Source organism: Silanimonas sp. (assembly GCF_027531545.1).
Taxonomy (GTDB): domain Bacteria; phylum Pseudomonadota; class Gammaproteobacteria; order Xanthomonadales; family Xanthomonadaceae; genus Silanimonas.
In genome coordinates this window covers 1-4,912 of sequence record NZ_JAPZSC010000029.1, presented here as the reverse complement: position 1 = coordinate 4,912, position 4,912 = coordinate 1, and the positions used below count along the sequence as shown (strand labels likewise).

Below are 4,912 nucleotides of genomic sequence, written 5' to 3'. Positions count from 1 at the left end.
AGCCCGCGACAGCCTGGCTGGTGCCGATGGCATCGACGATCGCGGTCCATCGTCCACTTGGGGCTGCAGCGCTGCTGCCGCGGTGCATGGGGCGGCTGTCGTGACCTCGCCGATCACGCTTGTGGGCCGTGTCGCGCTGCCCCGAGCCATGCCGCAGCGCCCGGAGTTGGTGATTTCCGGGATCCGTGAGTTGATCTGGGGGCCCTGTGGGCTTCAGGCCGTCTCGGCCCGGCACACGTGCTCGCGGTGCAGCCGCATGAAGGCGCAGGCCGAGCGGTCGTTGGCGCCGAGCCCGAGGATGAACCGCCGGCCGTGCTCGATGAGCCGCCCTGCGCGGTAGATCAACTCCTGCATCACCGTCTTGATGCGCCGGCGCTTGGCCGCGTGGCGCACCGGTGCGTCGGGCCCAAGCAGCCCTTGCTGGCCCATCAGCCGCAGGATGTTCATTGCCACTGCGGCCAGCGCGCACACCAGCGCGTTGGTGTCGAACTTGCCCGAGGGCAGCCTGGTGAGGTCCAGATCGGTCTTGAACTCGGCGTGGAACTGCTCGTGCGTGCCGTGGTCGGCGTACAGCGCGATCACCTGAGCGGCCCCGATGCGCGCGGGCAGCGTCGTTGTCCAGCCATCGAGTTCGTACTCCGGCAGGATCAGGTGCTGGCCGGCCGCGCCGATCGTGCGCTCGACCAGGCGCAGCACGCGGCGCACCAGGCGGCCCACGCCTGCAAGCTGCACGCTGCGCTCGAAGATCACTTGGCGCTTGCCCTTGCGCAGGTGCTCCCAGGCTGCGCCGGCGGCATCGAGTTCGGCGGCCATCTGCGCGGCGTCCGTGCTGCGCGGGTTCCACTTGATGAGCCAGTCGACCTGGGGCAGGCCGCCGCCGTTCATGGCCTCGATGGCGGCCATCAACGCCGCGCTGTCGAAGCCCGAGTCCAGCCGCGCCAGCACAGGCGCCTTCGGGCCAGCGGCGCTCAGGCGCTGTGCCAGCGGCACGATGGCGCGCAGATCCTCATCGGTGTGCTTGGCCGAGTGCTGCACGCCCGGGCGCAGCGACAGCTCCAGGCAAAAGCCGTGCGATCCCAGGTAGGCCGCCAGCGGGCAGTAACCGTCCACGCCGGCGTAGGTGCGGCCCACGCCCTGCTTGGACGTGCCGCTGTTGTCCATCGCGAAGGTGTCGATATCCAGTGGCAGCCAGCCGCACGGCAGCACGCCGTAGTCGGGCGCGCTGCGCACGAGCAGCCGCTCGATCATCGCGGGCACCAGCGCGCCCAGCGCCACCGCGCCGGCATCCATGCGCTGGCGCAGCGTCGGGCTCGAGGGCAGCAGGCCAATGCCCAGCGCCTGCTTGAAGAACTTGTCGCCGCGCAGGTTCTCGATGGCGTCAAAGTCGCTCTTGCCCTGCACCAGCAGGCCCAGGTAGCTGCGTACGATGTCGCTACTGGCCACGCCCGTGCGCACCGGCAGCGCCGCATCGACCTCGGCAAGCACCGGGGCCAGCGTCTTCAGATGGTGTCCGACCAAGGCCAGGCCAGCGGTCGGCGTAAGGTCATAGTCGAGTTGCTTGACTTGGATCGGGCGCATGGCACGCCATTGTCCCGACGCCCCGCGTACAACTCATCTCGGATTCACCCGCGGGGTGCGCGCGTTGCGAGGTGAGGCCACGGATTCAGGCAACAGCATGACCTCAGGTTCCGCATCAAGGCGCAATGACATCGAGTGTTGGAAAGTAGGTCTTGAAACGGCCGGCGTCCCGGGTCAGCAAGGGCCACCCCTCCACGGCGGCGTGGGCGCCGATGAAGAAGTCGGGCAGCACCTGCCCCTTGCTGCCGCCGCGGCGGCGGTATAGCGCGTAGGCCCTGGCTGCCAGGAAGAGGGCTGGCCGTGGAATCTCGCGCAGTTCCAGCGCCATGGTGAGCACCACGTCGTCGAGGGCTTCAAGTGTCGAAAACGACAGCGACATCTCGGCGTAGATGACCGGGTTGATGACCAAGGCATGCAGCTTGGCCTGGGCGCGCAACTGCGCGATGGACCAGTCAGCCCATTGCGGATCGTTCTGCAACACGTCCACCAGGACGTTGGTGTCCACCAGCAGCATCAGTCGTCGGCGCGCAGCAACTTCAGCAATGCATCGGTCCGCCAGAGCACGTCAGCCCGGCCGCGAACCGCATCGAAACGGTCGCGGGGCGGCTTGCGCGCGCGTCCGGCCGGCTGTGCTGGGTGGAGAACCACTTCGCCGGCCGCGTTCACCGAGAACTCCACAGGAGTGCCCGGCACCAACTGCATCGCATCGCGTATGCGCTTGGGAATCGTGACCTGCCCCTTGCTGGTCAGGGTCGTCGCCATGCAGGCTCTCCTTGAGTGTTACCGATACGCTTCATGGTAATACAGCCAAGGCCAGGGCGGCTTCAGATGGCCAACGATCCGAGGCAGGCCGTTCTCGGTGATCGGGCAAGCGGCAAACGCCCTCTGTCCAGCGCGAGCAACGCATACGCTCCTGAGCATCCCAGGCCAGCGACCCACTGGCGACCGTGGGGTCAGGAGAGCGACGCACGGCGGACTCTGCCCCTGTCCCATGATCGTGTCCCATCGCGTGGTGTAACTCCACAGCCCGGACAGGCTGAGATGCACGCGGTGCTCAGCGCTGCACAGCGGGCAGGCGAGCCGGGTCAGTATCGCTGAGGGTCTGCAGGCCTTCAAGCTGCATGTAGCGCCGCTGCAGGGCCCACTCGTCCCTCTGCTCCAGCAGCATGGCGCCGACAAGCCGCGTGATGGCGTGGTCGTTCGGGAAGCCGCCGCCGAGAACTTCCCTCGCCCCTCGGTCCGTTTGTTGGTACCCTAGCCAACATGAAGGCTTCCCTTCTCCTTCGCGAACGCGTCGCCTTCCGGGAAGACTCGTTCGCAGAGCTGGTGCTTTGGCAAGTCCCTTCGCCGTTGCCGGGTTCGGCGCACCCTTTCAAGTATCGGCTCGCCTTCGTGAGGTCCGGGGTCTGCATGGTCCGCTTCGACAACGAGGCCGGCAAAGGTGATCACCGGCACGTCCGCGGGAAGGAATCAAGGTACTTGTTCGTCTCGCCCGAGAAGCTGGTGCAAGACTTCCTGCGTGAAGCAAGGAGAGCAGATGATGAAGACCGTGACTCTTGATGTTCGCTCGCCGGAGCAAGCCGCGCAGGACTTCGTGAACGCCTGGAAGTCGGGCAAGGCCCGGAAGTCAGCGAGGATTTCCTTCGCCGCGCCGGAACTGCTCTGGAAGGTCTTGACCGCGAAGCGCTGGGAGATCCTCAAAGCCATGTGTGGCGCTGGCCCAGTAACCGTGCGAGAAGTTGCACGCCGGGTCGGTAGAGACGTCAAGTCCGTGCACACGGATCTCGCAGCACTTCTGAACGCCGGCGTCCTTGACAAGACCGAGGCAGGCCAGGTGGTCTTTCCGTACGATGCCGTCAAGGTCGAGTTTCTGCTCCAGGCAGCCTGACCCGGATGTTTCGTGAACGCACTGCCCCCAGGGTGAGCAGCGATTCCACGTGCCGGGCTCCTGGGCCGAAAGGTCCGCACGCATGGGCCTGCCGTCCGCGCGCGGCGCAAGCGGTGGCGCCGCCTCAGCGACGAACCTGCGCCGCGTTCGCCCGGAACCACGCGTAGGTACCGCACAGTCCCTCTTCGAGCGTGATCGACGCCCGCCATCCCAGCGCCGCCAGCCGCGACACGTCCATCAGCTTGCGCGGCGCGCCATCGGGCTTGGAGGCATCCCACACCAGCCGGCCGCGGAAGCCGGTGACGCGCGCCACCGTCTCGGCCAGCTCGCGGATGCTGCAGTCCACGCCGGTGCCCACGTTCAGGTGGCTCAGCATGGGCTGCGTGTGCGCCTGCCAGGTTTCGCGCGGCAGGTTCATCACGTGCACGCTGGCTGCGGCCATGTCGTCGACGTGCAAGAACTCGCGCATCGGCGTGCCGCTGCCCCACACCACCACCTCGGCGTCGCCGCGCTGCGCGGCCTCGTGGAAGCGCCCCATCAGCCCCGGGATGACATGGCTGTCTTCCGGGTGGAAGTTGTCGCCCGGCCCGTACAGGTTGGTGGGCATCACGCTGCGGTAATCGCGGCCATGCTGGCGGTTGAAGCTTTCGCACAGCTTGATGCCGGCAATCTTGGCCACGGCGTAGGGCTCGTTGGTGGGCTCGAGCAGGCCCGTGAGCAGCGCGTCCTCGCGCATGGGTTGCGGCGCCAGGCGCGGGTAGATGCAGCTTGACCCCAGGAACAGCAGCCGCTGCACGCCGGCGCGGTGCGCGCCGTCGATCACGTTGAGCTCGATCTGCAGGTTCTCGGCGATGAAGTCCGCCGGGTAGCTGTTGTTGGCCTGGATGCCGCCCACCTTGGCCGCTGCCAGCACCACGGCAGCCGGCCGCTGGCGCAGCAGATAGCTGCGAACCGCGGCCTGGTCGGCCAGGTCCAGCTCGCTGCGCGGCGCGGTCAGGATGCGCCGGTAGCCCAGCGCCTGCAGGCGCCGCACGATGGCCGAGCCCACCATGCCGCGGTGGCCGGCCACGAACACCGGCGCGTCCCGGTCGACGGCGTCGATCACAGGCCGCGCTCTTCGCTGGGCACGGGCGCGTCGTGCCCGTGGGCGCGCAGCAGCGCGGCGCGGCGTGCCAGCTTCAGGTCTTCGGCGGCCATCTCGGCGCACATCTCGCGGGCGGTGATGCGCGGCTCCCAGCCAAGCTGCCGCTTGGCCTTGGTGGGGTCACCCAGCAGCGTCTCCACCTCGGCGGGGCGGAAGTAGCGGGGATCGACGCGCACCACCACGTCGCCCGGCTTCAGCGCCGGGGCCTTGGCGGCGTCGTGCACGGCGGCCACCACGGCCCGCTCGTTCGCGCCCTCGCCCTCGAAGCGCAGTTCCAGGCCCAGCTCCTCGGCCGTCCAGCG

At 68.2% G+C, this 4,912-nt stretch carries 7 protein-coding genes and 1 pseudogene; 2 read left to right on the top strand and 6 right to left on the bottom strand.

All coding sequences use genetic code 11. From position 1 onward, the window contains the following. Window positions 1-213 precede the first annotated feature (213 nt). The 4 genes and pseudogenes from O9280_RS14045 to O9280_RS14030 form a co-directional block, all read right to left on the bottom strand. On the bottom strand, window positions 214-1,578 hold the full coding sequence (locus O9280_RS14045) for an IS1380 family transposase (RefSeq protein ID WP_298344053.1): 1,365 nt from the start codon (window positions 1,576-1,578) through the stop codon (window positions 214-216). Window positions 1,579-1,693: 115 nt separating this feature from the next. Then, window positions 1,694-2,092: a type II toxin-antitoxin system VapC family toxin gene (locus O9280_RS14040; RefSeq protein ID WP_298344050.1), complete on the bottom strand. Its 399-nt coding sequence runs from the start codon at window positions 2,090-2,092 to the stop codon at window positions 1,694-1,696. Continuing rightward, window positions 2,092-2,340 carry an AbrB/MazE/SpoVT family DNA-binding domain-containing protein gene (locus tag O9280_RS14035; protein ID WP_298344047.1) on the bottom strand — a complete coding sequence of 83 codons (249 nt, stop codon included), beginning with the start codon at window positions 2,338-2,340 and terminating at the stop codon, window positions 2,092-2,094. Before O9280_RS14035 ends, O9280_RS14040 begins: the two co-directional genes overlap by 1 nt. Window positions 2,341-2,632: 292 nt before the next feature. Further along, window positions 2,633-2,797: pseudogene (locus O9280_RS14030) on the bottom strand (IS256 family transposase); the annotation flags it as partial. A gap of 44 nt (window positions 2,798-2,841) precedes the next feature. Here O9280_RS14030 and O9280_RS14025 point away from each other — a divergent pair. Both O9280_RS14025 and O9280_RS14020 read left to right on the top strand, forming a co-directional pair. Next, window positions 2,842-3,138: a DUF6516 family protein gene (locus tag O9280_RS14025; protein ID WP_298344045.1), complete on the top strand. Its 297-nt coding sequence runs from the start codon at window positions 2,842-2,844 to the stop codon at window positions 3,136-3,138. Then, on the top strand, window positions 3,119-3,466 hold the full coding sequence (locus O9280_RS14020) for an ArsR family transcriptional regulator (RefSeq protein WP_298344042.1): 348 nt from the start codon (window positions 3,119-3,121) through the stop codon (window positions 3,464-3,466). Before O9280_RS14025 ends, O9280_RS14020 begins: the two co-directional genes overlap by 20 nt. A gap of 124 nt (window positions 3,467-3,590) precedes the next feature. On the opposite strand, the gene O9280_RS14015 is transcribed toward O9280_RS14020, so the two are convergent. Together O9280_RS14015 and O9280_RS14010 are read right to left on the bottom strand one after the other, a co-directional pair. After that, complete coding sequence (locus tag O9280_RS14015; protein WP_298344038.1) at window positions 3,591-4,571, bottom strand: GDP-L-fucose synthase; 981 nt, start codon at window positions 4,569-4,571, stop codon at window positions 3,591-3,593. Continuing rightward, the coding region (locus O9280_RS14010) for a GDP-mannose 4,6-dehydratase (protein WP_298344035.1) at window positions 4,568-4,912 on the bottom strand (345 nt) is incomplete at its 5' end. The genes O9280_RS14010 and O9280_RS14015, both read right to left, overlap by 4 nt.

Coding starts and splice junctions, on each gene's coding strand:
- O9280_RS14045 (WP_298344053.1), bottom strand. CDS start 1,578: ATGCGCCCGATCCAAGTCAAGCAACTCGACTATGACCTTACGCCGACC.
- O9280_RS14040 (WP_298344050.1), bottom strand. CDS start 2,092: ATGCTGCTGGTGGACACCAACGTCCTGGTGGACGTGTTGCAGAACGAT.
- O9280_RS14035 (WP_298344047.1), bottom strand. CDS start 2,340: ATGGCGACGACCCTGACCAGCAAGGGGCAGGTCACGATTCCCAAGCGC.
- O9280_RS14025 (WP_298344045.1), top strand. CDS start 2,842: ATGAAGGCTTCCCTTCTCCTTCGCGAACGCGTCGCCTTCCGGGAAGAC.
- O9280_RS14020 (WP_298344042.1), top strand. CDS start 3,119: ATGAAGACCGTGACTCTTGATGTTCGCTCGCCGGAGCAAGCCGCGCAG.